21 protein-coding genes and 1 pseudogene are annotated in these 25,099 nt (G+C 28.9%); 3 read left to right on the top strand and 19 right to left on the bottom strand.

Going from position 1 to position 25,099, the window contains the following annotated elements; genetic code table 11:
* Positions 1–524: 524 nt before the first annotated feature.
* The 7 genes from ACFQ32_RS08235 to ACFQ32_RS08265 all read right to left on the bottom strand — a co-directional run bounded on the left by ACFQ32_RS08235 (position 525) and on the right by ACFQ32_RS08265 (position 7,962).
* Positions 525–2,852 (bottom strand): P-loop NTPase fold protein, encoded by a 2,328-nt coding sequence (locus ACFQ32_RS08235; RefSeq protein WP_046325822.1) that lies wholly within the window; start codon positions 2,850–2,852, stop codon positions 525–527.
* 76 nt (positions 2,853–2,928) lie between these two features.
* On the bottom strand, positions 2,929–5,220 hold the full coding sequence (locus tag ACFQ32_RS08240) for a P-loop NTPase fold protein (RefSeq protein WP_046325823.1): 2,292 nt from the start codon (positions 5,218–5,220) through the stop codon (positions 2,929–2,931).
* A 316-nt stretch (positions 5,221–5,536) separates the two neighbouring features.
* Entirely contained in the window at positions 5,537–5,878 is a 342-nt protein-coding gene (locus ACFQ32_RS08245) for a hypothetical protein (RefSeq protein WP_198214043.1), read from the bottom strand.
* A 33-nt stretch (positions 5,879–5,911) separates the two neighbouring features.
* Complete coding sequence (locus ACFQ32_RS08250) at positions 5,912–6,151, bottom strand: hypothetical protein (protein WP_046325825.1); 240 nt, start codon at positions 6,149–6,151, stop codon at positions 5,912–5,914.
* A gap of 166 nt (positions 6,152–6,317) precedes the next feature.
* Positions 6,318–6,929 carry a tyrosine-type recombinase/integrase gene (locus tag ACFQ32_RS08255; protein ID WP_046325826.1) on the bottom strand — a complete coding sequence of 204 codons (612 nt, stop codon included), beginning with the start codon at positions 6,927–6,929 and terminating at the stop codon, positions 6,318–6,320.
* Positions 6,930–7,286: 357 nt separating this feature from the next.
* Entirely contained in the window at positions 7,287–7,676 is a 390-nt protein-coding gene (locus tag ACFQ32_RS08260) for a type II toxin-antitoxin system PemK/MazF family toxin (protein WP_046325827.1), read from the bottom strand.
* A 22-nt stretch (positions 7,677–7,698) separates the two neighbouring features.
* The gene (locus ACFQ32_RS08265) at positions 7,699–7,962 is read right to left on the bottom strand and encodes an AbrB/MazE/SpoVT family DNA-binding domain-containing protein (RefSeq protein WP_046325828.1); all 264 of its coding nucleotides are present in this window, start codon (positions 7,960–7,962) and stop codon (positions 7,699–7,701) included.
* Positions 7,963–8,395: 433 nt separating this feature from the next.
* On the opposite strand from ACFQ32_RS08265, the gene ACFQ32_RS08270 reads away from it, so the two are divergent.
* From ACFQ32_RS08270 to ACFQ32_RS08280, 3 genes and pseudogenes are all read left to right on the top strand, one after another.
* Positions 8,396–9,082 carry a LysM peptidoglycan-binding domain-containing protein gene (locus tag ACFQ32_RS08270; RefSeq protein ID WP_052724689.1) on the top strand — a complete coding sequence of 229 codons (687 nt, stop codon included), beginning with the start codon at positions 8,396–8,398 and terminating at the stop codon, positions 9,080–9,082.
* A 176-nt stretch (positions 9,083–9,258) separates the two neighbouring features.
* Positions 9,259–10,311 (top strand): tyrosine recombinase XerS, encoded by a 1,053-nt coding sequence (gene xerS / locus ACFQ32_RS08275; RefSeq protein ID WP_046325829.1) that lies wholly within the window; start codon positions 9,259–9,261, stop codon positions 10,309–10,311.
* A gap of 1,327 nt (positions 10,312–11,638) precedes the next feature.
* A pseudogene (locus tag ACFQ32_RS08280) lies at positions 11,639–11,881 on the top strand (IS3 family transposase); the annotation flags it as partial.
* Between the two features lie 67 nt (positions 11,882–11,948).
* Here ACFQ32_RS08280 and ACFQ32_RS08285 read toward each other — a convergent pair.
* The 12 genes from ACFQ32_RS08285 to ACFQ32_RS08340 form a co-directional block, all read right to left on the bottom strand.
* Complete coding sequence (locus tag ACFQ32_RS08285) at positions 11,949–13,532, bottom strand: ATP-binding cassette domain-containing protein (RefSeq protein WP_046325831.1); 1,584 nt, start codon at positions 13,530–13,532, stop codon at positions 11,949–11,951.
* Positions 13,522–15,102 (bottom strand): ATP-binding cassette domain-containing protein, encoded by a 1,581-nt coding sequence (locus tag ACFQ32_RS08290; RefSeq protein ID WP_046325832.1) that lies wholly within the window; start codon positions 15,100–15,102, stop codon positions 13,522–13,524. Before ACFQ32_RS08290 ends, ACFQ32_RS08285 begins: the two co-directional genes overlap by 11 nt.
* Positions 15,103–15,163: 61 nt before the next feature.
* Positions 15,164–16,714, bottom strand: a complete 1,551-nt coding sequence (locus ACFQ32_RS08295; protein WP_046325833.1) for an ATP-binding cassette domain-containing protein — start codon at positions 16,712–16,714, stop codon at positions 15,164–15,166.
* 19 nt (positions 16,715–16,733) lie between these two features.
* The gene (locus ACFQ32_RS08300) at positions 16,734–18,011 is read right to left on the bottom strand and encodes a lanthionine synthetase LanC family protein (protein WP_046325834.1); all 1,278 of its coding nucleotides are present in this window, start codon (positions 18,009–18,011) and stop codon (positions 16,734–16,736) included.
* 2 nt (positions 18,012–18,013) lie between these two features.
* Positions 18,014–20,998: a lantibiotic dehydratase gene (locus ACFQ32_RS08305; protein WP_046325835.1), complete on the bottom strand. Its 2,985-nt coding sequence runs from the start codon at positions 20,996–20,998 to the stop codon at positions 18,014–18,016.
* A 79-nt stretch (positions 20,999–21,077) separates the two neighbouring features.
* Complete coding sequence (locus ACFQ32_RS08310; RefSeq protein WP_257011527.1) at positions 21,078–21,206, bottom strand: hypothetical protein; 129 nt, start codon at positions 21,204–21,206, stop codon at positions 21,078–21,080.
* A 514-nt stretch (positions 21,207–21,720) separates the two neighbouring features.
* Entirely contained in the window at positions 21,721–21,945 is a 225-nt protein-coding gene (locus ACFQ32_RS08315) for a DUF7249 family protein (protein WP_046325836.1), read from the bottom strand.
* A gap of 151 nt (positions 21,946–22,096) precedes the next feature.
* Positions 22,097–22,492: a hypothetical protein gene (locus ACFQ32_RS08320; RefSeq protein ID WP_046325837.1), complete on the bottom strand. Its 396-nt coding sequence runs from the start codon at positions 22,490–22,492 to the stop codon at positions 22,097–22,099.
* 13 nt (positions 22,493–22,505) lie between these two features.
* A complete protein-coding gene (locus ACFQ32_RS08325; RefSeq protein ID WP_046325838.1) occupies positions 22,506–22,919 on the bottom strand; it encodes a hypothetical protein in 414 nt (137 codons plus the stop codon).
* A gap of 17 nt (positions 22,920–22,936) precedes the next feature.
* Positions 22,937–23,308: a DUF3846 domain-containing protein gene (locus ACFQ32_RS08330; RefSeq protein ID WP_046325839.1), complete on the bottom strand. Its 372-nt coding sequence runs from the start codon at positions 23,306–23,308 to the stop codon at positions 22,937–22,939.
* Between the two features lie 260 nt (positions 23,309–23,568).
* Entirely contained in the window at positions 23,569–24,285 is a 717-nt protein-coding gene (locus tag ACFQ32_RS08335; RefSeq protein ID WP_046325840.1) for a hypothetical protein, read from the bottom strand.
* Positions 24,286–24,366: 81 nt separating this feature from the next.
* On the bottom strand, positions 24,367–25,020 hold the full coding sequence (locus ACFQ32_RS08340; protein WP_143435150.1) for a hypothetical protein: 654 nt from the start codon (positions 25,018–25,020) through the stop codon (positions 24,367–24,369).
* Positions 25,021–25,099 lie beyond the last annotated feature (79 nt).

Here is a 25,099-nt window from a genome sequence, read left to right on the forward strand (position 1 = left end):
TAGAAGTTAAGAAATAATATAAAATTCAAGTAATAAGATGACTCTTTAATTAAAGTAAAAACTTTAATTAAAGAGTTTTTTATATATAAGGAAAATAATTATCTAAATCAAAAGAGTAGTGAATTGCTTTTAGGCCTAAGTTTATTTTAAATTAATTTTTTACCTATACAGAAGAGACAGATACTGGTCTATAAGTCCCAGTGAATGATATTTACTGATTTATGACTTCTTTTTTTGCATGTTTTACTGGCTATAAAGCTAATTAATTTGTCTTTGTAGGCAAACAAATAAATAATTAAGGTCTATAATTGGTAAATTTATTAGATCAACAAACTTTCATATCAAATAAACTGAAACTTAAGTTCAAAATCTCAAATCTCAAACTCTTTTATTAAAACACTAATTTTAATAAAAGAGTTTGAGACTTACCTATTAGAATTTTGCTTACTTTTTATTAATTACAAAGTGGTATAAAAACTATTGTTACTAGGAAATTAGACTATAGCTTTATCTTCTATATATTTTCACAATATTTTTTTTATGAATGATATCCAGTCGGGATCATTTTGAACTTGACTTAATAAATCTTGTAAGTGCATCAACTTATATGAATCCAATAATTGAGCTAACTTATTTAATATCACCTTTTGGGAAAAATTATTTCGCACATTGTATTGATGTGTAATAGCGGCAATTCTTAAGAAAAAGGCGAACCATTCACGAGAATTAAGCATTTTTTCAAGTTCAGAACCTTTATTTGACTTAAGTAAGTTACAAGCAGTTTGTTTAATTTCTTTATATCTGTTATATACATAATCACCATATATTTTATTTTTGTATTCAAAATTGAGAATTCTTTCACCTTTTGCTCTTGTTCCAAGTCCAAGATAGCAATCCCAAAAAGCCACATATTCAAAATCTGCAAGTTGCTCTATTTTTTCAACCTTTTTTTCTATTGGTTGGATGTTTAGGTTGTCATATGCTTCGTCTGAAATATCTGGACTTGGTGATTTAAAACATAATTGAACGAGCAAAGCTTCTGCATCATATAGCTTTTTACCAAAATTTTTTTGATTTTCTATTTCATATGCTCTTTTAGAATAGTACCTAGTAAGTGAGTATCTATTAATATTGTTAAGCTGTATATCTGAAATAGATCTATCGGCATTGTTAAAACTGTGCGTAACAGTTCCATAAATTGGTAAACAGGCTCTGTAAATATAAAGTAGTTCTGTTAATAAGGCTTCGTTATTTGGTTTTTTAGCCATTTCAGTTATTGCTTTACTCATTTTAGAAAAAACGATCTTATTTCGCTCTAACGGTGATTTCATAGGATTTGTGTTAAACTCGGTTTTTTCAAGTTTAATTTCGTAATTAAGAAATATTTTTTTGATCAGCAAGTTGGGCTTATGCCGTGGCTCAGCATACATTGCAGAAATAGCAGCTATCAATAACTTATTCGAATAACTTTCATTGTTTATTGAAACAGAATATAATGAAAGCTCATCAATAAGACTTGCTTTATCAGTATCATGGCCAAAAGCCAGTTGACGAATTTCTTTCGAGTTATTAATAATTTTATTTAATTCTCTAACTGAATGAGTATAAGTTAAATCATTAATAAAATAATTTACAGGTAAACTTACAAAAGGTTCAGGAAATGATATGTTATCACTATCTTCTTTAAAAATATTGTTAACATATTGCTTTATTTCTTTTTGGGCTTGATCATCATTACTTGATATTTCAAATGCTTTTAAAGTTTCTATACTTTTCTTTTCCTGAATCTTTTGCCAATTATTAATTAAAATCTCATACATATTTCTATGGAATAAAAATAAGTAAATGATAAAAAGTTGTTGATTTACTTGTACTCTACCTATCTTTTCTTGTCTAAAGAATTCATTTTTTACATAAGATAAAAAATGATTTGCTTGACGTAACGTAAGGTTTTCAAGTTCGAAGAGCTTGAAAATTTCCATATCATCTATTTCTTCTTTTAAGTTTTCAGAAATAATTAGCATTATTTCCTCTCCAAAAAATTCAGGCTTTAATATGATTGGTAGCGATACTGTTTGATCAATTATTTTTTCTAAATAATTATGTTTTACTTTGACTATGTTTTTCCAATCCCCTACGAATACTATTCTTGCTTTCCTATTTTCACTAAATTCAACAATTTTTTTACATAGAAAAATTATCGGTCTAAATAATTTTTTTGGTTTTTTATCGTACCACTTAATAATCTTTTGAGGGTATTTTAGACCTTCTTCATGGATAGCATTAAAAAGCTTATAGAGTTCTTTTTGTGTAACTTCATCTAACCGATCAAAATCATCGATTATCAAAACTCTACTTTTTCTGTAAAATGGCCAACGTAATTTAAAAAGGCTCAAATTCATTAGAATAGTATCAACATTTATTAATTTGTTCTTAGATAAGTTAAACAAAGTAGTCACAATTACAGTAATTACAGTAACTAATAAAAACCATGCGTCAAAATTAACATAATTAAAAATACCTATACCTGTTAGCCAAGCGCTACCAAATATCATCCAACCGACTAGTGCAGAAGTGAAAAGCCCTTTGAAGAAATTTAATATAGGATTGACCTTAGAAAATACTTGTTTTGCTAAGCTTTTTTCATTTTTAGGATGCCATAAACTTAAATAAATAAATTTTAGTGTATCCTTTGATAAAGTTTCTGTTTTTTGCAAATATCTAGTTTTTCCACTACCCCATTTGCCCTGTAAAAAATAAGTTTTATTACCGTTATTTACTAATAAATCGGCAAACTTTTTTGCCCAATCAGATGTATCAATCTCCTTGATTTTCCATTCGGTATCTTTCATTTAATTTGCTCCTTTACTTCTAACCAAAGTAAAACCTTTTTTCAAAGAATTTTTAAAAAATATAGTGGCTTAGATTTTATTTAATCTTTTTTGTCCAATAAGGATCATTAGCCACATTGACCAGTAATTTTTGCATAATTTCTTTTAGTCTTTCATTACTTATTGAATTTTTTCTGTGTTTAATTATAGCTTCAGCTTTAGTGCTTTTATACGAACTTAGCAACTGATTTATATGTATAAATATTGTTTGCTGTGAAGAAATATTTTGTAAATCATATTGATGGGTAATGGCAGCAATTCTTAAGATGAAATGGAACCATTCTTTTGAATCAAATAAATCAACAAGTTCTGAACTTTTATTCGATTGGATCAAGTTGCAAACAGCTTGTTTAATTTTTTTATATCGGTCATATACATAATCACCATATATCTCATTTTTGTATTCAAAATTGAGAATTCTTTCACCTTTTGCTCTTGTTCCAAGTCCAAGATAGCAATCCCAAAAAGCCACATATTCAAAATCTGCAAGTTGTTCTATTTTTGCAACCTTTGTTTTTATTGGTGGAATCTTCAAACTGTAGTATGATACATCTAAAATATTTGAAGATGTCGGTTTAAAAAAACATAATTGGACAAGTAAAGCCTCAGCATCATATAGCTTTTTACCAAAATCTTTTTGATTTTCTATTTCATCTGCTTTTTTAGAGAAATACTTTGTAAGTGCATACTTACTGATTAAGCGATTATTTTTACTATTAAAAATACGAGTGACACTATAATCAGATTCGGGAGAACGAAAATTTAATAAGCAGGATCTGTAAATATAAAATTGCTCTGTTAGGGACATTTCGATATCCAAATTTTTTGTAATATTAGAAATTATTGTATGCATTTCGGAAAGAATATCCTTAATAGGTTTTGAATCCCTTTTATCATAAGAAGATTCCGGTAATGAATTTTCAATTCTTATTTCACAGTTCTCAAGTATTTTCATAACTAGTGAATTAGGCTCATGACGTGGCTCAGAATGCATTGCAAAAATTGCTGCCTTTGCTAGCTGAGGAATTATTTCCGCAATATAATCTTCCAAGTTTACAGAGCTTAAAAATTCAAAAATCTCTTGATATAAAGCTTGATCACTATCTTTAGAATATGCTAGTGGCTTAATTATTTCATCATTTTGTATGGAAATAATTAGATTGTTGACAGTTGGAATATAAGATTTTTCGTTTAAAAAATAAGCAACTTGATGTCTTTGAAACTCTGGTGGATATTTCACAGTATCAGCAAGGATTTTATTAATATATTGTTCTAATTCATCTTCATCATCCTGCTTAGTAGCAGTTTTAGTTAGATTATTAGAGTCCATACAGTAAGCAATAGTACTTAATTCTTTTTTATTTTTTTCTTTTTGCCAATCTTCATAAAGTTTTTGGTATCTATCTTTATGAAAGAGATAAAGATAGATAATAAGTAGTTCTTGGTCGGTTTGTACTCTTCCTTTTTTCTTTTGTCTACAAAATTCGTCTTCAACATACGATAGAAAATGATTAGCTTCACGTAGAGTCCTGTGTTCGTATATGAATAACTTTCCTATTTCAACTCTGCTCAAATCTTCATTTAAATTACTTGAAATTATTTCTACAAGTCTATTACTAAAACTTTGAGGATTTAAAACAAACGGTAGGGCAATCACTTGGTCAATAATCTTGTCTAAAAAATTATTTTTATTGTCCTTTATATTGTTCAAATTACCCACAAAAATAATTCGACATGAGCTCCTACCTTGTTGAATAGCATTGAAAAGTCTATAAAGTTCCCCTTGCGTTTTTTGACTTAAACGATCAAAATCGTCAATAATTAGGACGTTAGGACAGATTTTGGGGTTTCCTTTCAACATTTTTATGCTTGATGACATAAGGATTTTATCTACATTTATCACTTTGTTCTTTGTGAGACTGAATAAATTAATTACTACAGTTGCTATTATAGTTGTGATTGTAAATGCATAATTGGGTAAATTTATGGAAATAACTCCTTTTATAGCTAAAATAAGACTGCAAACTATTGTCAAGGCAACCAATGTATGACCTACTATTGTAGCTCTCTTAGCCAATTTTGGATGGGTTGCATCAAAAAGTTGCTTACTCAAGTTTTCGTTAAAGTTTGGCTTCCATAATTCTAAATAAATAAAATTTAAATTGTCTTTTGCTTTTTTTTCTACGTTTTTTAAATATTCTGTCTTTCCACTCCCCCACTTACCTTGTAAGAAAAAAGTCTTATTACTTTCGTCCCTAAGTAAATTTGCAAATTCTTCAGCATACATATCAGTTGAAATAGTAGGGATACGCCATTTATTTTTTGTCATTTTTCCCTTTAACACCTTATACTAACCATATAATATAACCTAAATTATAGAACTAAATATAAGTTTAGCAAAATGAATTTTGGAAAAATAATATGAATAAGTTTAGTATAAAGATTTTTAAAAAAATCGAACTGTAATAACAAAAAAGTGGATACTTTTATGTAGTATCCACCTTTTTGTTTGATAATTTATTAATAAGTCTAAGTTTAGAAAAACTTATGCGGAAAGAAATTATTCTGAATAAATATGCATTATCTGTTTAGTGCTTTATTACGAAGAATTAAATTAGTCCAAATTGTTTTGAATTTTAAATGGTCTATTTAGGTATTTTAGATAAATCAATTCTATCATAGGCGCCATTTTTGTTGTTTTCAGGATGTGGATCTAATCCAATAATGGTTATATCTCCTACATTAGGTGCGTAAACCCAAAACATCCTTCTTGCATTGCTAGTCTTATTTTCTAAATAAGACTGCCACACTTTCATTCCATATCTATTTGTTAGTGATGAAATTTCATGTGTATGAAGACCAGGATGTTTTGGATTTTCGGATAAAAATTTTAAAGCTTTACCCCATTTTTTATATAAGTTTGCGTCAGCTTTACTAATTGATTTACTACGATAAGATGTCTGTAACTTTTGCCATAACTCATCCATGTATGGCACTCCCATTATAATGTTAAACCGCATTTAAAAGTCCGATAAGTCTACTGGTGCAGACACTCTTCCTTTTTTTAAATTAGCAACAGATTCATCCATTACTTTTAATGCTTTATCGGAAATATTTTTTGGTTTAACTAATTCTCTAGGCTCCAGAACTAAGCAGCCGTTGTCATATTCTTTTACGTGGTAATAGTCATATTTAGATTTACGAAGTGTAATCCGTTTTTTACTATCTGTATGAGCATTGTAATTGTTGATAACTTGCATAATATATCTTCTCCTTTTCTGTGGGATTTCCCACAGAAAGTATATCATATTAAAACAAGTAAAAAAAGAAAATTATACTCAATTGCAAGAATGGAATACGAGCAAATATATATTTAGATAGTATTGCATGCAAAAATCTACAGACGTTTGGTTTAAATTTTAGCTACTACCCAAAATCAATTGTGTCTAATATATGTTCACGTGTTTCTTGGTCTAACCCCAGGTATCGAAATGTTACTTTTTCCGATGAATGATTTAATAATTCAGACACTAGGGCAACATTGTAATGAGATTGTACATATACCCGATAAGCACCAGTTTTTCTCATGGTGTGTGTGCCAAGGTAATCAATTTGTAGTATTTCACCAACTTTATGCATTATCATGTAGAATCTACGTTCATCGATGTGCTTGTTAGGATGCGTCATTGAAGGAAATAACCACTCACTCGTGAAAATAGTTTGCTTAGGATGTTCAGATTCGTATTTCTCAAGCCAATCATAATAATCTTCTAAATCTCGTTCAATTGGACGTAGATATAAGATATTCCTTTTCTGAGTTTTTTTATCAATAGTATACGCATTTCTCTTAACACGACCATGATGATCGAAAACATCTTCTTTTTTAAGCCTAAGAACATCGCTCACTCTAAGTAAAGTTGCCTTACCTACCTGAAAAATAGTGTAATTTCTTCTGCCTGTGTCAAATTTATGAAGAAGACAATCTTTTACTTGTTCTAATACATTCGAGTCTTTAATTGGCTTAACTATCTGCTTCATAAGTTACTCTTTCTTTCTAAAATCCTAATAGTGTTATTTTTATAAATATCTATATTATAGCACTAGTTGTTTTTGCTAACTTATAAAAGTACTGATATAATAGCTTTTTTCACTTAATCAGCTAGTGTTATTTTTACAAAATAACACTAGTAAGATTCGAAGAAAAGTAAATTAAGAGCAAAAACGCAAATTAGCATTTAAACAATTTAAATTAATAATTATCTATAACTCAAGTTGAACTTGGCCTTAGAATTGCGATCTCAGCATAAAAATAGTATAAAAAAACTTCAATGCTTTTAGATTCATTGAAGTTTAATATCAATAACTGACTTATAGAAATAATTTGGGTAAATTTAATTATTGATCTAATTCTATAATTGCATTCGCGAAATTGATCAAAGTTTCTAAATATTCCCTTTTAACGCAATTTACAACTTTTCCATGTCGGTGAACAAAATCAAAATTTTGAATTTGCCACAAGCAAACAAAGCCCTTTATTCCGTTTTGTTTGTCTGGGATCAAAATAGGATAAAATCTTTTATCATTTTTTAGCCTAGATACAGTAGAAATCGGCATGGCCACAATCATACCTGTCTTTTTGTTATATGAAGAGTTACTGATTACTACCATATACCTTCTAATATTATTTTTTTGTGGATCATGTCCTCCGTATTCTCTACCAGCGTGTGGTTCAGCATCTATGATTATTACGTCTCCTTGACTTGGAAAATCAAATTCTTTACTCATTTATAAAAGAACTCACCTTATTTTATTCAAATCCCCAACCTTCATTTCCTACTGATTTAACTTCCGAAAGCTCAGGATTATTTACTAGTTCAGATTGAAAATCATAGTTACCAAAATCAGTATCATAAAGATTTACTTTTTTTGAGATCTTGAAGTTACTATGTTTTTGATCCTTTTCAATAGTCAATAAAGTACCTGGATTCCAATCTTCCTTCTTTCTTAGCTCTGCTGGCAAAGTAATTTGCCCTTTCTGGCTTACTTTCATGACATAACCTTGCTTTTGCATGGCAACAAACCTCCTCTTGGTAAACCGCCTTATCTTAAGAAGTAAACGGTAAACCTGCTTACATGATACTATAAAACATTGTAAAGATAAAGTTTTTTGTTGCAAGTATAACTACTGAATAGATTTATGCTTTTTATTACTGCATGGTAATCTATAGTGGTCATAAATAGCACTACTAATAGTTTAGCTAAAAAATTAACTAATAAGTCTTAAGTAAGCATGATAAGGCATTTCTATGCTGTTTACCACCTTCTTAGATTTTCTTCAAGTTTAAGTGAGTCCTAAAAGTTGAGTTAACTGATTTTTCTACGTTAAATTTTTAGGAAACATTCATTTTCATAAAGATGGAGTATTACCAATAATTTTTTAAATTTACGATAAAGTATTATTTATAACATTAATGGAACACTTTTTTTGAGAAAGGTAAACAAGTATGGAAATAAAGTTTAGTAAAAAGGGCAGAACTCTTCTTTTTTTAGGAGGTTCAGCAATGCTTATGGTTGGCGAAACTCAAAGTCATGATACCGCAATTGCTACTACTCAAAAATCAAATCTAAATAAAACTTATGAAAAAACTAATTTTAACAAGAATAAGAAAAAAAAAGTCAAACTAGTTAGAGTTAAGTACGGAGATACAACTTGGGACATAGCTCAAAAATACGACTCTTCTGTTCAGCAAATAGTTAATGATAATAAGCTTGAGAATGGTGGAAATTTAATTCATGTTAATGATGAATTGAAAGTACGTCCACATTCTGGCAAAAGTGTTCCAAATTCGATACAACAAAAATACGACTCTTCAAGAAGTAATTATGATAGTAGTCAGACTGCTAATGTGAATGATTCAACTTCAATAAACATTAATAAAGAAACAAAGAGTATTTTTTTAAGTAATGAAAAAGAAGCTAAAGAATGGATCGCTCAACGAGAGTCTGGCGGTAGTTACACAGCACGCAATCCATCATCAGGCGCCTACGGCCGTTATCAGTTGACGCCAGATAAATTACAAGGTGACTATTCAGCTGCAAATCAGGAAAGAACAGCTGATACATATGTAAAAGCGAGATATGGTTCATGGCAAAATGCCAAACAATTTTGGATGGTTCACAATTGGTATTAGATTTCGAAAATAGGTTGCTGTTGCAAAATCGCTAGCCTAGCAGTAATTTTAGTTTAAAATTACTGCTAGGCTTTGGTTTATGTTTTTTGAGTGTAACTTTTTCTTCCCACTTTTTAAATAATGCTAAAATATTGTATAATTAGAAGTAAGTTCTTATGCAAAGAGGTTTTGATTCAATGGATAGAGCTCATTATGTCAAATTAATAAATGTAGAATTGAGACAACTTCCCTTTTATGTTCAAGAATTTTATCTAGAAAAAAATCTATCAATAACTACTAAATATCAGTATTTAACTGAAATTAGACGTTTTTTTACTTGGCTAAGACAAGAAGGAATTAGTTCGGCATCGGCAAACAAAAATGTTGAGCTTACAACGCTTGAACATCTTAAAAGAGACGATATTAAACTATATATAGATTTTTTACGTAATAGTAGGAATAAACAAGGAAAATTTAATTCCCCTACTACGGTGAACAGGTCTATAGTTGCATTACGTTCATTGTTTCACTATTTAACTGTCATTGCTGATAATAACAAAGGAGAACCTTATTTTTATCGAAACCCTATGGCCAAAATAGAGGCACTTCCTGCATCTAAGACATTGAATTTCCGCGCGCATGAACTACGTTCACATATGTATCGTGGAAAGGAAAAACACGATTTTCTTAACTTCTTAGAAAACGAGTATGAAAACCACGTAAATAATTATGTTAAAGGTCATTTTATTAAAAATAAGAAAAGAGACATTGCAATAATTGCTTTGATGTTAGGAACAGGAATTCGAGTTCAAGAAGCTGCTAATACGGATACAAGCGATTTAGATTTAAAAAACGCAATGATAAAAGTAACCCGAAAAGGTGGTCAGAAAGACGCTGTTCCAATATCGGAATGGGTTATACCCTATGTTTCAAACTATTATAAGTCAAGAAAGGTAATATATTCTCCAGCAGCTGATAATAAGGCTCTATTTCTAGTCCGTTACAAAGATAAAGCAAAAAGAATTACTTCAAATGCTATAGAATCCTTTGTAAGTAAATATTCTGCTGCATTTGGAAAAAGGCTTACGCCACATAAACTAAGACATACTTTAGCTTCAGAATTATACGAGCAAACTAAAGATAAGGTTCTAGTTTCTCAACAATTAGGGCAACGAGGAACTACAGCAACAGATTTATATACTCATGTAGATCAGACAAAACAGAAAGAAGCATTAAATCGGACAAAATAGTATCTTATTTCTATTACTTAATGCCGTAAAACCGACTAAAATGCCATAACTATTATTACTACTAAATTATCTTAACAAAAAATATTTTATGTCTTTGAAAAGCAGTTCTAAAATCTAACTAAACTAAAATACAAGATACTGATTAAAAATCGGAACCGTGTACTAAAAGCTAAAAAAGCTAAGAGGGTACATTTTTATATTCTTTAATAAAAATACTTTCTGTTCACCATAGATTTGTAAAAAAACTGTTAAAACTTTTAAGTATATCATAATATTTTATGTTGTTAAACGATATGATATGAAGAAGGAACTTAATGTACTGAGCCCCAAAAGTTGGACAAACTTTTGGTTTTTTATGACTAAACTATCTAAACCGAAAAAATTGAACTTTAACAAGATTGGAAAATTAAGGGTATTTCGGTACTAACTATTGCTAGAAGAGAAAATCTAAATCCTACAGCTTTAAATTATAAAATTAAACTAATTGATCGTAACGGCCCAGTTATTTTAGATTGTTCTCACCAAACTTATACCTAAGAATTCAAGGAAAATGCAATTAAGCATGCACTATTTGGCGCTAAATCTATTATTCAAGTATCACTATATTTGAGCTTGAGAATCTACGGTATGTTAAACTATTGGCTACGCGAATACAAAGAAAACGGGTACGATATCATTATCAAACCCAAAGGACGAACTGCTCATAAACAAGAAAAAAGGAACTATTGCGACAGCAACTGCAACAGAAGATTCAGCATCTAGAAGAAGAGAGCTTGCAATTGTGTATCGTCAATGCCTACAAAAAAAATAAATGCCTTGGAGCATAAAACACCCAAGAAATAATTTAGACGAATACTAAGCTAAGGTGCATCTTTAAAGTCAGCTTAGATTATATTTTTAAGACTTACCCTTATTTGCCCGCAGCATCTACTATTATGCTATTTCTCACTTGTTAAACAAAATAAGCAACCCAAATTAACCGCTGGAATTAAAGAAGTTTATGACTATCATCAAAAACGTTATGGCTACCGACGGATTGCTCTGCAACAGATTAAAGAAGGCTAGCAAGCTAAATTAAAGTGGTCAGAAGGATTATGAATAAACTGGGTTTAAAAGCTAATAAATGAAATCGACATAAATATTCTAGTTATCGCGATACAGTGGGCAAGATTACACCCATTTTAATTAAACCCAGCCTTCTTGCTTTAAGACCAAATATGAAGTGGTACGCCGATATTACTAAATTTTATCTTAAGGGGCAAAAGCTTTATTTGTTACCTGTCACCGATTCTAGATGGCTGAGCTGAGGAGATTGTTTTCTACTCAATTACATGGCATTACTCAAAGCGTGTCATGCAAGGAAAATTCAATGGACAACAGCTTAATAGAAAACTTCTTTGGCTTGCTTAAAATGGAAATGTTTTACGGTCAAGAATATAAGTGCCATAATCTGCAAAAACTAACTAAAGCATTCACAAAATGCATTCGCTACTAAAACGAAGAAAGTATTAAAGAAAGACCAAAAGGCCCGATCTCGAAAGAACATCGAGCACAAGCCTTAAAGAAATGATATTAACTTTTTGTCTAAGTTTTTGGGTCCAGTATATAAACTAGATAGTAATTAAATCCAAAATAGGTCAATTTTTCTTTCTGTTTTCAAGGTGTATTTCATCGTCAAACATATTTTTTAACCTTTGTTCAACTTTATGAGCAATAAAAACGATAGTTATATTTTGTTTTGTTAAATATTGCATAATGCTGTACATAGCATTAGAATCAATGGCACTAGTACCCTCATCAATCAATAGAAAAGTAGAATGGTTAAATAAGCTTCTTGCTAAAACAATCTTTTGACGCTGACCACCTGAAATTTTTTCTGAGCTAATTACCGTTTCAAGTCCCATAGGTAAATCATCAATATCCTGATTTAGTTTTACATGATTACATATATGCTTAATATTGTGGTCAGATTGAGGTGAAAACATTGTAATGTTTTCACCTATAGTTGCTGGAAAAATAACCGGTTCTTGTGGTAAATAATCAATACTACTCAAATCTGGTTTTATTATTTTACCTTCGTGATTAATATAACTTATTTTTCCGCTTGTTGGATGTGTTAGCCCTTTAATAACTCTCAATAAAGTTGATTTTCCAGTACCATTGTCTCCAGTCAACAAAACTTTTGTTCCAGGTTTAACTGTAAAATTCGGATAATTAATTACTTGCCCGTTCGAAAAAGTAACTTTCAAATTTGTCACTTGCACTCCCGTTACTACTTTACCAGTTTGATTTTTAGTAACAACCTTTTTACATGAATCTTCCATCTTTTCTCTGAGTGGGCGAACGGATTTAATTAAACCCCAGCAGGTAGCTATATTCTTAATTGATCCAAAAAGATAAGAATCAAAATTACTTATACTAAAAATTACACCAAAGCGAATTATATTTTGTGTTACCAAAACGCTTGTTAGAATTAGCATAATTGCATCCCCTACTAGATAAAGCAAACTACTAACATAATCAAAAATTTGGTTAACCTTATCATTACTTATATATGCTTGCTCCATATTTTGACTAGTATCAGATAAAACTTTGAAAAATTTTTGACCAGAAAAATACTGGCGAATTTCGTTTAATCCAATTAACCATTGTCCCAAAGTTTTTAAATAATGTTCGTTTTCTTTCGACAAATTATTCATCGCTTTACTCAATGGTCTTTCAAAAAAATAAGGAGCCAAAATCTGTATGGCAACGATTAATAAGGACGTCAATAATAACAACCAGTGATATGATAAAAGCAGACCAATGCTGAAAAAAAGCAGAGCAAAATTATAAGCTAATAATCTAATCTGATAAAATAGATTTTTTTCTAATAAATTTAAATCCGTAGTCATTCGATTCTGGATATTACTTGTCTCATTATTGCCAGCTTTCAAAAAATAATGGTCGGCAAGTTTCTGACGTATTTGGTGAAAATATTTCAGAACAGCATACTTCCAAAAATATTTGCTAAACTGTAAAAAACCATATCCAGCCAGAATCCATAAAAATTGGATACCAGCCAAAATACCAAAGTTAATCAAATTTTTTTCTTTAATAGCATCAAATAGCAAAGATTGGACTTGATTAGCATTAGTAAACAAGCCTGCACTTGCAATAGCTAAAAGTAGAGACATCCAAAAATATATTGGATGTAGTTTGCATATATCTTTAACTTTCATTGTTAATTCCTTTTCCCAAATAAATTTTTTTATTAAATTGGCTTTTCTCCTTTTCAGTTAAATTATGGCTTATCATAATCAAAGTTTTATTACTTGCCAGCAACTCAGATAAAATTTTATTACTTGATATTTTATCTATAGCACTGATTGGTTCGTCTAGTAACATAATAGATTTGTTATGAGCTAAGGCTCTTGCTAATACTACTTTTTGTTGCTGTCCTCCTGAAAGGATAGATTTCGAAACTTTAATATTTTTAAACAGAAATTCATTTGGCAGTGCCACTAAATTCGCAGCTTCTTGTACTACTTTTAAAGGCATTTTTTTAAACATAGTGATATTTTCTATAACACTACCTGGAAATAAGACTAGATCTTGAGGAAGATATGCAAATTCAGCAAAATCGGGTTTAACTTTTTCACCTTTAGTATTAAAGAAAGATACAGTACCTGTTAATGGTTTTTTAAGCCCCATTATTAGTTCTATGAGCGTTGTCTTTCCTGAACCACTCTCGCCATAAAGAAGTATTTTTTCACCTCTTGTAATTGTTAAATCAGGATAATGCAGTATACTTTCTCCATTATACGAATAGGATAAATTATACAATTTGATTTTTTCTATGCTTTGCATTTTGGCATTTGAAGATTGCGAAGATGGTAATGATACTTGTTTTTTCAAAGTTTGGTCTCTAATGCTTTTCGTGGACTTAATATAATTAATATCTTCAACAATATCTAATAAAGTCGAAAAAATACCATCTGCGAATACACTAGCCGTGACAATTACACCGAAGCCAACACGATTACCGAAATATAAGAGACCAGCTATTACTGTAATACCAACACGCCCTATAGCATCAGCAATGCTTTGGATAAACTCGGCCCAGGTCAAAACTTTTTTCCGAGCAATTTGACTATTTTCAAGTTTCTGACTTCCCTTCCCCAGAGCCAACTTAAAAGCTCGACCAATTTTATATTGTCTTGCCACTTCTAAACCTGACGTCCATTCCTTTATTAAATTTAAAAATATATTATTGTTATCAGAAACATTTTTAGTTTGAGTAACTGTATATTTTTGACAGATTTTCGGTATCAATAAAGAAATCAAAGCCATTACTATTGTGAAAAATACAAGAACCCAATCAAATTTTAACAGTGTATTAATAGCTAAAAACTGGTATATAATGCTAGCTATTAAGTCAAAAATTCTAACAAAATAATCGTCATTTAATATATTGAGATCATTACCTAAAGAATTCTGCATTGAGCTGACCGATTTATTTTGATTTTGTAAAAAAACGTGAGATTCTTTGTTGCGCACGTCATGGAAATACTCCTGAGTTTGCTTTTTCCATTGATAACTAGATAAGTTATACATAAAATCATTAATTGTGAATAGTAATAATTGAATTATTGTAATTATAATAAAGGCATTAATACGGCCTTTAATAATGAAATTCATCTGTATATCTGTAACGTAAGTAGCTACAGTATTCAAAATTTGTGATATCGTAAGAACAATAATAATAATAATAAATCTTACTCGACTAATATTAACAAACTGTTTAAACATATTTCTCCATTGAATTTCTTCAGATTAATAATAAATCTTAGCTTTAACAATAAAACACAAACTAATCGTGATTTAGTGTTTTCTCTAATTCCGATATTCGTTTAGACACTTTTTGCACTTGAGATATAGGAATCGAAGTATCAGCAATTAATTCATCCAGTTTATGTTTTAATAGATCCAATTCATTATTTGAACTTTTACTTGTCGTATTAGACAATAACAGTCTTTTTTTATTTATACTCCACTTTTGAAAATTTAATTCATTAATTATTTTTTTGTCATGAGTAACAATAATTATGGAAAAAGGATAATTTTTAAGAAATTCTATTAATGCGTTTACAGAAGTTATGTCTAAAAAATTATCAGGCTCATCAAGTACAAGAATATTATGCTCTCCTAGCAAAATTCTTGCTAGTTTATAACAAACCAATTGCCCGCCACTTAAAGTTGATATTGAATTATTTAAGCAACTACCTAAATGTAAATCCCCTAAAAGTTGTCTAGTAGTAGTAGTGTTAAAAACACTTAACTTTTTAATTTCTTCTCCTACTTTTTTTGTGTTTGTTATCTCTTTCGAAATATCCTGTGAGAAAAAGCCTATTTTAGTCTTTGGATTAATCCATCCGTTTAGATTTTTATCTACTAATTTAGATAAAAATACAGATTTCCCACAACCATTTTTTCCAGTCAAAATAATCTTATTGGTATTTTTTATTTTTATAGTTTCTGCTATTTCAAATAACATTTTATTAGATTTGCAAATATTTTGAGCATTGATTCTTATTAAACTATCTTTTGCTTTCATTTCCAAATTGGAAACTCTAAAATTGTTTAATGTTATTGGATGTCGGGTAAGAGGCTTTTTTAGTTGATTTGACTCTTTATCTATCCTTTTATTTAAAACTTTGCTAGAGTGTGATAATTTCTTTTCGATTTTATTTGAGTCTTTTATTTTCCAATCAGACCAAGAAATTCCCTGTTTCTTTTTAATAGCATTATGTCCTTTATTTTCCAATTGTTTTTGTACACGTCTTAATTTGTTAATTTTCTTTTTCTTTAGTTGATAATCTTTTCTTGTTCGTTGCAAATCAGCCGTTTTTTTTCTTTCATAATCGGTATATGTTCCTTTAAATTCAATAACTCTTTTATTCTCTATGTACCAAACGGTATTTATTACTTTGCTAAGGAATGCTTGATCATGACTTACTACTAACAGTGGATGATTGAAACTATTCAACGTATTTACCAGCCAGTTTTGCTGATCAAAGTCCAAATTTGAAGTAGGTTCATCAAGTAATAAAATAGCTTTTTTACTTTGATTTGCTCTTTTTATTGCAGATAAAATAGCTTCTTTTTCTTTTTCTCCACCACTTTGGTGATCATGGCTCATAACTTGGGTTACCATAAAAGTTTTACAGTTGTTAATTATATTAGCATTTATTTCCATATTGACAGGTTTATTATTAATTATTTTTAGTAATGTAGTCTTACCAGAACCATTAATACCTATTAGTCCAATTTTTTGTTGCTGATTAATTGTCAGATTTGAAGCGTCGATAACTAAAGTGCCTTTGTTATTTACCTGTAAACTAGCAATTTTTAGATATTCCACAATATAATTCCTCACTTTTTTAATATAAAGAAAGAATTTTAAGCCAGTTAAATTCTATATCACTTGATACTGCCATTAAAGTCATAATTACACCAGTTGATCCCGTTAAAAAACTTATATCATTTTGATAAGTTTTACGACTATTAGGTTTGAAAGGTGTTAAATAGTCATAATTATGGTACATATACTTATAGTCACTCTCAGCATTTTTTAATAAAAGATCAACGTAAAAATCTTGTTTTTCTTTTAGTTCATTGCTTTTAAGCTTTTTGTTTATATTCTGAATGCATAAAATTAGACCTGATAATCCGTGACATATGGTCATAGAATCTATATACAAATCAGAAACAGATTTCTTGCATAGAGTAAAAATACTCTTCATGGCTATTTTTTTTAAATCAGTATCACCTGTCACAATTGATGCATTATATAAAACATTAGCTATTCCTGGTGTTCCATAACACCAACTTGCTCTTGGAAATTCACAAGTTCTCTTAATTTTTGCAGCTTTTCTGGTTGGCCACCATATATTTGAATTATTTTTGATAATATTTTCTTTGTAGAGATTAATCAATTTATTTACAATCGATGTTTCATTTGAAAAATTTAGCCCATTTAATTGTAATAAATCTAATACAGACAACGGCCCAGCCATACCATGAGATAAGCTAAAATTTGTCGCACCGTAGGGAAATTCTTTAGCCAAATATGGAAGTATCATATTCGATGGTGGTATAACCCAAGAACTAATACTAAGCATAGATATAAAATCCATTGTTATGCTTTTGAAAAGTTTAAAGTCTTTATTATAAATTCCACTATTAAACAGAAAGGATATTATAGCGGCATATCCATCTATTAAATCGTAATTTGATTCACACAAGCCAAATTTATCTATCGTATCACTTAATTCTTTTTTATAGTTCTTTAATATTTTGAAATATATACTATCGAATTGGTTTTCTATCGAAATACCCCACTTCTCATCTTCCAATCTTGAAAAATGAAATGCATACCCTATTCCACATAGACCATTAAATGTATTCATTGACAAAGTTGCATGTTTCATTAAAAATATGAGCTTTTTAAGATAATATTTTTTTGTAGCAGCAAAGCTTTGTTTACTATATTTCTCATAACTGGCTAAAAATAGTAAAACACTAATGTAAAATTCTATTTTTTTGTTTTCATCTGCATATATTTTAGTATCGTTCAAAAAGAATTCTACAAAGTCTTTGCAATCCAAAACTAAATTAGCATAATTTTTAACTATATGATTAATTTTACTATTTGCCATTTTTAATTACCCAGATAATACTGTGCTTCTTTAGCGAATTGTGTCCACAAGCACATGATTCGTTGCTCAGATTTTCCATGTTCTATGCCAAGTCTATTGCAATGCATATGAAATAGGCTAAATAATAATTGTTGATTATATTTATTAAGAACTTTATCGTCTGTTTGAAGTAAAGCTTTATAAAAAGAAACTTTATTGGAATTAAGTGACTTTTCTTTTACAAAATTTATAAAAGATTGTTTATGCATTTGTACATATGACTGGCTATTTTTAAAAACTTCCTTATGTAAGTGTGTGTTATAAAACATTTTTTCTAATGTCGCAGAAAGGATCGTTTGCGGAACTCCTAATTGAAGCGAAAAGTTTTCTAAAGACTCAACTATATTTAAATCTGTGTATTCGTTTTTGGGCAGAGAATAGAACTCAATAGCTGCCAAGCTGTCTTTATAAAAAATATTTTCAATTTTATTGATAGAATATAATCCACCATATCTTTCTAATTCTCTATCATAACTATCAAATACTATATTAGAAATCATATGTTCCTCTAGTAAATAGTGTGCCCATGAATTAATTGCATTAATTAAGTATATTAATTTATCCTTATCTACTAACTTGAACCTTACTCGTATATGAAAGTCGTCATCTGTATATAATAAATAGTGAAAACTACTTATGGTCCTATTTGCCTTTAGCTGCTTATATAAGCTAAACAAATCATTTTTTATTATTTTTGATGCAGCACTTTTTAAGCAATATAATTTCATATACACCCATTCATCACCTAAAATATATTTTCTGTTTCTTGCATTAGGTGATACTATCTGTTCACTAGAAATGTTTAAACTTGTTTGTTTCCGACTTCTAGTGTTAGCAAAAAAAGATAAAACGTATTCATTTAAATCAGAGCTTTTATTAGCTAAGCATTCATAAATCGAAATATTATTCCTAGCTTTTTTCAACTCTTTTACCAGCATTTGCTTGTGATCATTTAATTTTAAATTTAATAATATTCTATTATCTCCTTTTTCTAAATAAACCATATTGGGGACTTCCCATTTTGCCATAAAAACTTCTAGCTCTTTAAGCAAAGCTTGTGCTGTCTGATTTAAATCTATTGTGTTTGCGTTTAAGTTCCACCGTCTAGGAGTTAGCAATACGTTTTTATAAAAAAAGCCAGGTATAAATGGAAAATTTTCATAAGATTCAAGTAACCGAATTATGTAGAATGGATTTTTTTCTTTCTCATGCGATGCTTCTATTAAAAAACTGGAAATATATGATAAAATTTCACCGTTTCTATAATTAACCATAGATGTAGAAGAAAATCTTACCTTTTGCGCACGTTTTTTTAGTTTAAAATAAAAAAAGTAGTGATCATTTACACTTTCAAGTCCAACTAATATATTTTTCAGATTTACAATATTTGTATCTTTATAACTATCTATTAGAGTTCCAACACTGACAGCTCTACTTCGCATATTGTAGTTTGCCAATATATTTAAATTTCTTTTATTCTTAGGATTATCCAAAATTTCAATTTCATTTGGTTCCATCAAATAATTTTTTTCATTAAACATGTAACTAAACCGGCCAAAACTTTTACCACTCATATCACTGCCAGAATTAGGAACAAAAAAAGCGTCTATTTTCGAATTATTTATTTGTTTACTTGTTAATGTTTGAATAAATACTTCGAGGCTTGAAGGAAAATACATATCTTCTTTTGGTTCTTTATATTCTGGCAAACTACATTTCTCAATGTCGCAATAATTTCTACCTTCCTTTATTGTATTTAATATATTTTCTTTAAGTTTTATACTAGTTTGTGTTTCATCATCTGATAAATTAGACAGAATTTTAGTTGAATATGGGAAGCCACATCCAATAGAAGGATTCAACAATTCAAGCAGATCAACTTCTGTATACAGCCCGTATTTCTTCAAAAATTTTATTTTATATTGTTCTAAATAGTAAGACTTAATATAACTAGGTGTTATTTTCTCTAAGTAGTCAATTGTTTCCGTTAAGTTTTTTATTTTTTCTGTTAACTTTGGCGCATTTTCATTGCTTTTTAAATCAACCTGTAAATAATTATCTGTTTTGGCTATACTTTCCATTATACTTATTATTTTATTGTACTCATCAATACCCTCTCCAATCTTCATAAGAGAATATTTATTGATTTCATTTTTCAAAAAAACTAGTTTATTCTTCAAATCTGCTTCAATATCTAAAAAAGACAGTTTCTTAATCAAACTACTAAATGGATTATTATTCAAAGTGTCAATGGATAGATTTGTCAACAAAAATTCGTTAGATATCAATTTACTAATATATATTATTACTTTTTGACTGTCTGAGATCTTATAGAAATCACATAAATCATCTACTAAACTTTTTACTAAAACAGTATCTTGGGAAGCTTCGTAAATATACTTAACAATAGGTGTTTCTTTTATTCGTTTCAATAAATCGTTTTTGGATGAATTGGCAACATATAGCAATTTATAAAATGAACCATCTTTAACTGCTAATTCGTTCCATTTCACATATAGCTTTGTTATATTTTCTGGATTAGACTGGATTTTCTTAATTACTCTACTTAGCCATTCTAAATCAGGTCTAACATATTTATATTTTTTACAGTCATTCCGTTTAGAACTATCGTTTATCTTATTTAGTGATATGCTGGCATTTAGCCCATAGGGTGTTGCACGGGCACACAATCTATTAAAATAGTTAAAAATTGACTTTGTTATGTGTCGATATTTTTTACTTCCCGATTTCAAAAATTTAATTTTTGACGCTTCATTAAAAAGTTTTCTATTGTTTACTAATAAAATTTCCATAAATTGCTTATTTTTCAACAAATCCATTAATTGAAAATTATGCTGGGCTTGGTCAGTAAAAAAGTCTTTATATTCTTCCATGCCATAAAAAGGCGCTCTAATTGTATAATATTCTTCTAAAATATATTTGCTCAATATAATTTTCCTCATAAAATAAAAAGATCAATATGTTGTAAACATATTGATCTTTAACTTATTACATAAAACAATAAATTTAACGCATGCAACAACCAGAAGAAGTAACACCTGTGTTTCTACGAGGTCCAAATAAAGATGATGCGTCTTCCATCTCAATATCTTCAACATTCAAATTTAAATCTAAATCTAAATTTTCGTTAGTCATTTTTATCATCTCCTTTTTATTATTTTTAATTTATTATACATTTGTTTTAAAATTAATCAAATTTTTTAATTTTCATTTCAAAAATTTAGATTATTTTTTATAGAAAATCTAAAACCACATCAGCAATTATCCCAGTAGTAAACTCTAAAAGTTCTATCGAATCAGTATAAATGACCTTAAACGTGCACAATTAATTATATTTAATAAATCTACCTTTAAACGTCATAGAATAAATAGAGTTCATTCAGCAATAAAGGATTGCATTAAATTATTTTCCAAGAAATTTAATATTTTCTCTGAAGTAGCTGAATTTTAGTTATTATTGAAAAATAGAAAAAGACAATTTATTTTCGATTCGGGGATGCACATAAATATCGCAGATTTCAATTTTATCTTGTTTACATAATTTAGCCATAAAAATACCTCCAAATTTAGAATAAATTTGGAGGTCACATTAATATTACTTCTTAATGCTTTTCTAAAAATGAAAAATCATTCTAGTTAATTTATTAACTCACTTTAAAACAGCGTCAAGTTCTTTATAATCAAGCTTTGGATCATTTAACTTCACGCCGTCTGGCGTATCAAAAATTCCAAACAACCTAAAAAATTCCACAACTTCTGCATAGGAACTAAATAGATGTTTAACTTGCTGAATTAACAGAGAATTATCTAAATAAATTGCTACATTCCATGTTTCATAATTATTAAAGCCGTTATATCCTTTACTTTTAAGCATATCTTACCTTTCTATTTAAATTAGCAAAACACTCCAGTTTTTGAATAAACATATTGGCCATTAGTTATATTGGCTTTATAAACGAAAGTATACTGACCAATAGTTCGAAAAATCCTAATATCTTTATCCGGTATTCCAATAGTTTTAATGTTCAAATTTTTTTATAAATGGGAAAAGTATTTGTTGCTGATACTAAAAGTAATGGTTTATCTGTATCAATGGCCATAATCCACTGGTTTTTACCAATTTTGTACCAGACTAATTTGTTTTTCTTTTTTACTACAAAAACTTTATAAAGTTTTGTAGATAAAGACATTTCAGCCTTTTTATATAAATAAGTTGGTTTGGCATAAACAGAAACTCTATTACCGACACCAGCTAAAACTTTGAAAAGATATTTCTTCCGAATATTTTTATCAGACTTCAAACCTACTGCTTGAATAGTTTGTAAATTTATCTCTTCCATAGTCTTTATTGATGGTAATAAAAATATAATAATTATTAATAATTTAGTAATTTTACTACATAAACTTTTTATGTTTTGCATTTTTCCCTTTAAATTAAATTTTCTTCTTTTGGCTTACTTTAATAATTATATTAGTACGCCCGGTTTTATTATCTAGATGAAACTTTATACGACTTTTTAATATTTTGATGTCTTCATTTGATAAACTGATCTGATAATCACTTTTTCTAGGATTTGTACTTCTAGAAAAGATAAATCTCGATCCATATAAAAGTTCTTTACCCTTTGAATTAATTAAACTAACTTTCGGGTGGGCAACAAAAATACTTTTATTCTCATCTCTATAAATAACGTCATAGTTTTGTCCGCAAACTGAAAAAGTATCAATATAAAAATATTTGTCTTCAATTTCTTCCGCAATGAATTTATAGCTATTAAGTAAATACTTTGTTTCAATTCCAGTCTCTGAATCAATTTCTAAAACTTTTACTCTATCTTCCTTTTTCATGACTATTTTTCCTTAACTTAAAAAATTAACTGATCTACCTGAATTACTTTGTAATTAAAATAGTTTTCAAGATGCTTTTTAATTTTCTTGATATCTTTGTCAGTTAAACTAGTCTGCAAGCCTTCACAGTTCCTAGTTAAAATTATTCTTCCAAAAAATATAGGCTTATTGTTTAAACTAATTACACTTACCATAGGGTTAGGCTTTAAAAGCCCTTCATCATCGATGATAAAATCATAATCTTGACCAGTAATTGACCAAGAACTAATGTCGATATAATTACAGTTGATTTCCCTATAAAAGCTCCTCAAATTATTATCGATTACTTTTTCAGTAATACCTTTTTCAGGATCAATTATTAATACTTTAATCTTTGAAATTTGTTTCATTTTGATTTTCCTAAATAAAAATATTAAGGTAAATACTTTAGAATCACTAAATGTGGATATTTAGCAACCATTCAGCTCTGACGATAATATTGTTCAAAGAGTATAAATAAAATAAAAATACACATACATATAGCTTTAATTGGTGTTAAACCTGTTGTATTGCCCTCTTCATCATTAAAAAATTTAATCATTATAAATCCTCTCCTAATAAAAAAGAGCAGCCTTTAAAAATGCTGCTTTTCCCTATTACTAATTTCTATTTATTTATCTCCATAAACAAGTGCTGTTGTTTTCCCATTAAGTGTTGTTTCAATTTTTAAAAATGTCTCAATATGTTTTGGATATCTTTCTTTACTCCAGTCAGACACTGAAAAATATTCTTTAACTTCTTTAGTATAGGGCATTATATTAACATCGCTAAAACTGTGAGCGTCATCTAAGCAATTCTCAATAAAGAACACACCTTTACACTTACGTGTTAATGAATCTCCATGCCAAACAACAGCATTCATACCTCTAATCGCAAGATTAAAAATCAAGAAAGGAATTGCTTGGTCTGATTTTTCTTCACAAAAATATAAATAATTGTGTGGCTTATAGACAAAATTATCATGTTTAACTTGATCCTCTACCCACTTAGCTATTGTTAAAGTACCAGCTCCTGCACCAACATCAAGCCTTATGCCACTATTATTCCATTTACGATCATTGTGGGATAATTGTGCTAATAGTTTGCTCAAATTATAAGGTGTTAAGTCCTGTTTTTGCCTGTTCATTTCAGCTTGTTCAGTCTGAAAGTAATCGAAAAACCAGTCTTTTGTAAGATCATCAGAAACACTTAAAAATTTTTCAAACACTCTCACACGTTCACTTTTGTTTAACAAAATTTGGAATAATTTCCTGGGAACTTTATAAGGTTCTATGTCCTTTATATCAAGAAGTTTATAAATTGCTTCCTTTGTAATTTTATCTTTCATACCTGTCATTTCATTCAATTTCTAATAATCTATAAGTTTGCTAACAAAAAGAAAGTCATTCCTTTAAATAGCTATTTCTTTTTACCTATTAATTTTTTTATTTTCTTTCACCTCCTTCAATCTGTACATAACTTGTTGAACCAGGTCGTCGGGAAATGAATTTTTTAAGCTTTCAAATTTTTGCTTTTCCTTAAACGAATACTTATTACTTGAAGAATGAGATTGATCAACATTAGCTGATGATAGGTCATACATACTATGTATCTCTCCATCTGTATCAACCAAAATACTATCTGAATTTAAATTAATAGTATCTGTTTCTTCAAACCTTTTTTTATCATTACCCGCAGAATAGTCAGTAAATGTATTAATAGACTGCTTAGTCTGAATCACACGTAAATATTGCCGGTTTATTATATCCTTTCGAATGTTGCTAGGGATGGAGCTAGAAATTTCATCAATATCACTACTATCCAACACATCACCTTTTAATTCTTTTGAAATAGATTTTTCTGAAAAAGCTGCTCTTATCTTTTTCAAAACCTTTAAACCTTTTTTCTTAAAAAGCAAAAATAACAATATCATTAAAATAAATAAATATTTCATCTTTTCCCTCAAAATAAAAAGGGAAATAACAATAATGTTACTTCCCTCATTAACTAATATTTTTCCGTTGTTTCGTTGCTGAAACCACCTTCTTTCCTTCACGCAAAAAGGAACATTGAAATTATTCAATGTTCCTTCTTTTAATCTTTTTTCTTAGTTCCTTTGACCTTTATGATCAATTTTTTCAAGTTTCGTCCTTCATTCGAAG

The organism is Lactobacillus melliventris (assembly GCF_042679465.1).
GTDB classification, from domain to species: Bacteria; Bacillota; Bacilli; order Lactobacillales; family Lactobacillaceae; genus Lactobacillus; species Lactobacillus melliventris.

What these genes read in the sequence shown, in the direction of transcription:
- ACFQ32_RS08235 (WP_046325822.1), bottom strand. Translation starts at nt 2,852, where the DNA reads ATGAAAGATACCGAATGGAAAATCAAGGAGATTGATACATCTGATTGG.
- ACFQ32_RS08240 (WP_046325823.1), bottom strand. Translation starts at nt 5,220, where the DNA reads ATGACAAAAAATAAATGGCGTATCCCTACTATTTCAACTGATATGTAT.
- ACFQ32_RS08245 (WP_198214043.1), bottom strand. Translation starts at nt 5,878, where the DNA reads ATGGATGAGTTATGGCAAAAGTTACAGACATCTTATCGTAGTAAATCA.
- ACFQ32_RS08250 (WP_046325825.1), bottom strand. Translation starts at nt 6,151, where the DNA reads ATGCAAGTTATCAACAATTACAATGCTCATACAGATAGTAAAAAACGG.
- ACFQ32_RS08255 (WP_046325826.1), bottom strand. Translation starts at nt 6,929, where the DNA reads ATGAAGCAGATAGTTAAGCCAATTAAAGACTCGAATGTATTAGAACAA.
- ACFQ32_RS08260 (WP_046325827.1), bottom strand. Translation starts at nt 7,676, where the DNA reads ATGAGTAAAGAATTTGATTTTCCAAGTCAAGGAGACGTAATAATCATA.
- ACFQ32_RS08265 (WP_046325828.1), bottom strand. Translation starts at nt 7,962, where the DNA reads ATGCAAAAGCAAGGTTATGTCATGAAAGTAAGCCAGAAAGGGCAAATT.
- ACFQ32_RS08270 (WP_052724689.1), top strand. Translation starts at nt 8,396, where the DNA reads ATGGAAATAAAGTTTAGTAAAAAGGGCAGAACTCTTCTTTTTTTAGGA.
- xerS (WP_046325829.1), top strand. Translation starts at nt 9,259, where the DNA reads ATGGATAGAGCTCATTATGTCAAATTAATAAATGTAGAATTGAGACAA.
- ACFQ32_RS08285 (WP_046325831.1), bottom strand. Translation starts at nt 13,532, where the DNA reads ATGAAAGTTAAAGATATATGCAAACTACATCCAATATATTTTTGGATG.
- ACFQ32_RS08290 (WP_046325832.1), bottom strand. Translation starts at nt 15,102, where the DNA reads ATGTTTAAACAGTTTGTTAATATTAGTCGAGTAAGATTTATTATTATT.
- ACFQ32_RS08300 (WP_046325834.1), bottom strand. Translation starts at nt 18,011, where the DNA reads ATGGCAAATAGTAAAATTAATCATATAGTTAAAAATTATGCTAATTTA.
- ACFQ32_RS08310 (WP_257011527.1), bottom strand. Translation starts at nt 21,206, where the DNA reads ATGACTAACGAAAATTTAGATTTAGATTTAAATTTGAATGTTGAAGAT.
- ACFQ32_RS08315 (WP_046325836.1), bottom strand. Translation starts at nt 21,945, where the DNA reads ATGCTTAAAAGTAAAGGATATAACGGCTTTAATAATTATGAAACATGG.
- ACFQ32_RS08320 (WP_046325837.1), bottom strand. Translation starts at nt 22,492, where the DNA reads ATGCAAAACATAAAAAGTTTATGTAGTAAAATTACTAAATTATTAATA.
- ACFQ32_RS08325 (WP_046325838.1), bottom strand. Translation starts at nt 22,919, where the DNA reads ATGAAAAAGGAAGATAGAGTAAAAGTTTTAGAAATTGATTCAGAGACT.
- ACFQ32_RS08330 (WP_046325839.1), bottom strand. Translation starts at nt 23,308, where the DNA reads ATGAAACAAATTTCAAAGATTAAAGTATTAATAATTGATCCTGAAAAA.
- ACFQ32_RS08335 (WP_046325840.1), bottom strand. Translation starts at nt 24,285, where the DNA reads ATGAAAGATAAAATTACAAAGGAAGCAATTTATAAACTTCTTGATATA.